3 protein-coding genes and 1 pseudogene are annotated in these 3,513 nt (G+C 76.4%); 3 read left to right on the top strand and 1 reads right to left on the bottom strand.

What is annotated here, in order from left to right; translation table 11 throughout:
• A pseudogene (locus E1258_RS31080) lies at positions 1–523 on the bottom strand (hypothetical protein); the annotation flags it as partial.
• A gap of 449 nt (positions 524–972) precedes the next feature.
• On the opposite strand from E1258_RS31080, the gene ssd reads away from it, so the two are divergent.
• From ssd to E1258_RS34160, 3 genes are all read left to right on the top strand, one after another.
• Positions 973–2,028, top strand: a complete 1,056-nt coding sequence (gene ssd, locus E1258_RS31075) for a septum site-determining protein Ssd (protein WP_207919867.1) — start codon at positions 973–975, stop codon at positions 2,026–2,028.
• Positions 2,025–3,290 carry a TadA family conjugal transfer-associated ATPase gene (locus E1258_RS31070; protein WP_132407366.1) on the top strand — a complete coding sequence of 422 codons (1,266 nt, stop codon included), beginning with the start codon at positions 2,025–2,027 and terminating at the stop codon, positions 3,288–3,290. The genes ssd and E1258_RS31070 overlap by 4 nt, the downstream gene beginning before the upstream one ends.
• The coding region (locus E1258_RS34160) for a hypothetical protein (protein WP_207919865.1) at positions 3,287–3,513 on the top strand (227 nt) is incomplete at its 3' end. The genes E1258_RS31070 and E1258_RS34160, both read left to right, overlap by 4 nt.

Raw genomic sequence — 3,513 nt, 5'->3', positions numbered from 1 at the left:
CGGTCGGGGCGACGGTCCGGGGCCTGCCGGTGGGCGGACGGCCCGACGTGGAGGCCGGGGGCGGTGCCGAGGCCCGGTTCGACAGGGACCCCGCCGCCGGCGAGAGGGTGGGCGTGGGCGTCGCACTGTCGGTGGGGAGCCCCACCCGGATGGGTTCCTGGGCGATCGGCCCCGGCTGGTAGGGCTGGTAGGCGTTGAAGAGCGGCAACAGCATGATGATCAGCGTGGCCACCAGCCCGACCACCACGGAGGCCAGGACGAGGGCCAGTTGCAGCCCGTCGCTGCTGCGCGCCCTCCTCGACGGGGCGGACGTCGGCCGGGCCGCCGGTGGCGACCCCGGACCCGTCGTGGTCCACCTGTCCGCAGCGGGCAACGCCCCGTAGGCCGCGGGAGGCACGGACGCGCGCTCCACCGACGGCGGCACCCAGCCACCGATGCGTAGGCGCGCCGGCCCGGCCCCGTCCCCGGTCTTCCTGGCGATGTCGAGTCTGTGCCGGTCGTCGAACTCGCTTGAGTGGGTCATGTCCCCGGTCCGCGCACGGTGCCACTTCGATCAATGGCACGGAGGATCGAATTATGCGCGACGAGGGATCCCCCAGGTCAATGTTTCGCGTCGAAAATCGCATAGCGGTCCCTCCATTGGCTCCTCTGAACGTGGATCGTCACACCGGGTGCGGCCAGCCCCCGGCCGGGTGATGCGGTGTCGCCGTGCGGCGGGCCGATCTGACGACTCGGGGGCTGCGCCGCTGTGGGTGCCTCCCACCTGGGCGACGGTGTTTTGCCATAGCAGATCGGCTCGGCTTTCGGGCGATGTCCACAGTGCCTCCGGTTGTCCACAGGAGAGCCCGAGCCGGCGGCGAGCGGGGGCCGCCCCGGGCACGCTCTCGGGCAGCACCCCCGAGCCGACTGCTGGAGGCCGCGATGCCACCACCCCGTACCTCGCTCTCGCCGCGACGCCGACTGCCCTTGGTGGTGACCTCGGACGACAACCTCCTCGACGATCTGCTCCGGCTCGCCGCCGCCGGCGGCACGGAGGTCGAGGTGGCCGCGGACCCGGCCGCCGCCCGGTCCCGGTGGTCGCCCGCACCGCTGGTGCTGGTGGGCGACGACCAGGCGCAGGCCTGCCTGCGGGCGCGGCTGCCGCGCCGGTCGCGGATGGTCCTGGTGGGCCGGACCGGGCAGCTCGATCCCGGCTGGGAGATCGCCGAGCTGATCGGCGCTGAGCACGTCGCCACCCTGCCTGCCGCCGAGCCATGGCTGGTGGACCGGTTCGCCGAGTGCGCGCCGGACCGGGCCGGCGACGGCGTGGCCCGGGTGGTCGCGGTGCTCGGCGGCCGGGGCGGCGCCGGGGCCAGCGTCCTCGCCGGTGGGCTGGCCGTCACCGCCGCCCGGGCCCGGTTGCGTACCCTCCTCGTCGACGCCGACCCGCTCGGCGGTGGGCTGGACCTGGTGCTCGGCTGGGAGCAACTGGACGGGCTGCGCTGGCCGGCGCTCACCGACGCCGACGGGCGGGTCGACCCGCCGGCGTTGGTTCGGGCCCTGCCCAGCCGCGGCGACCTGGTGGTGCTCTCCTGGGACCGGGGAGACCCCCTGCCGCTGCCCGCCCCGGCGATGGCGGCCACCCTGGATGCGGCCCGGCGGGGGCGCGACTTCGTCGTGGCCGACGTGCCTCGCCATCTCGACGACCCGGCCGTGCTCGCGTTGCAGGCCGCCGACCAGGCGTTCCTCGTCGTGCCAGCCGAGTTGCGGGCCACCGCCGCGGCAGCCCGGGTGGCAGCGGCCGCCGTCCCGCACTGCGCCCAACTGTCCGTCGTCGTGCGCGGCCCGGCACCGGGCCGGCTCAAGGCCGTCGAGGTGGCCCGCGCCCTGGGGCTGCCCCTGGCCGGCACGCTTCGTCCCGAGCCGGGGCTGTGCCGAGGGCTGGAGCGCGGGGAGGCACCCGCCGCCGACGGGCGCGGACCCCTCGCCGCGCTCTGCCAGCGGATCGTCGGCGAGCTGACCGGCCTCCCGACGTCGGGTGCGGCGTGAACGGCCACGCCGACGGCGAGGAACTCGCCAGCCGGGTGCGCCAGCGGTTCGCCGCCACGGCCGCCCCGGTCACCCCGGCAGCCGTGGTCTCCGCCGTACGCGCCGAGCCGGCGGCGGCGATCCTCGGGGACACCGCCGTGCTCCGGATCGCCGGCCGGGTGCACGACGACCTGGTCGGCGCGGGCCCGCTGGCACCCCTGCTTGCGGACGCAGAGGTGACCGACGTGCTGGTCAATGGAACCCGGGTGTGGGTCGACCGGGGCCAGGGCCTGTACCAGGTCGCGGTGCCGGTCGGCACCGTCGACGACGTACGACGCCTGGCGCAGCGCCTCGCGGCCGGGGCCGGCCGCCGCCTCGACGACGGCTCCCCGTACGCGGACGCCCGGCTGCCCGACGGCACCAGGCTGCACGCCGTGTTGCCCCCGGTGGCCACCGACGGGCCCTACCTGTCCCTGCGCACCTTCCGGCAGCGCCCGTTCACCCTCGACGACCTGGTGCGGCAGGGCACCGTGCCCCGGCCGATCGCCCCGGTACTGGCCGCAGTGGTGGCCGCCCGACTCGCGTACCTGGTCGTGGGCGGCACCGGTTCCGGCAAGACGACCCTGCTCAACACCCTGCTCGGGCTGGTTCCGGCAACCGAGCGGATCGTGCTGGTCGAGGATGCCGCCGAGCTGCGCCCCGTGCACCCGCACGTGGTCGGGTTGCAGGCCCGCACCTCCAACGTGGAGGGCTCCGGTGCGGTCGGCCTCAACGACCTGGTTCGGCAGGCCCTCCGGATGCGCCCGGACCGGCTCGTGGTGGGGGAGTGCCGGGGCGGGGAGGTCGTCGATCTGCTCGCCGCCCTGAACACCGGCCACGACGGCGGGGCGGGGACGCTGCACGCCAACGCGCCCTCGGACGTACCGGCCCGGCTGGAGGCGCTCGGCATGCTGGGCGGGTTGCCCCGGGCCGCGCTGCACGCCCAGGTCGCCGCCGCGCTCCAGGTGCTGCTCCAGGTCCGCCGGGGCGCGCGGGGCCGGGTGCTGGAGTCGGTCTGCCTGCTGCTTCCGGACGGCCCGGATCGCCTGGTCACGGTCGTCCCGGTCTGGGTGCGCGGCCATGGTCCCGGTCCCGCCGCGCGGGCCCTCGGCGCGTTGCTACGGGAGCGGGACGTACTGGTCCCGCCGGTCCTGGGCGCGGGGTGGCCGGACCGGGAACGTCGCGGGTCGGGCGGCGCGACCGAGGCGTACGGGGCGGCTCCCCGGCACGGGGACGCCGAGTGACCACGACGGGCTGGCTGGTGGCCGTGTGTCTGGTCGCCGCTGCGACGGCCGTGGGGTGGCCGCTGCGCAACAGCCGATCTCGGCGGCGTTCCGTGTTCACGGCGCTACCGCCCCGTTCGCTGGGCCGACCCAGCGACCTGAGCGCCGGCGAGCGGGCTGTGCCGCCTCCCGACCGGGCAGACCCGGGCCCCGCGTCGGGCCCGGCGGAGCGGCAGGCAGGTGC

This window comes from Micromonospora sp. KC207 (genome assembly GCF_004348615.1).
Lineage (GTDB): Bacteria > Actinomycetota > Actinomycetes > Mycobacteriales > Micromonosporaceae > Micromonospora.
This window is presented reverse-complemented; position numbering and strand designations above follow the sequence as displayed.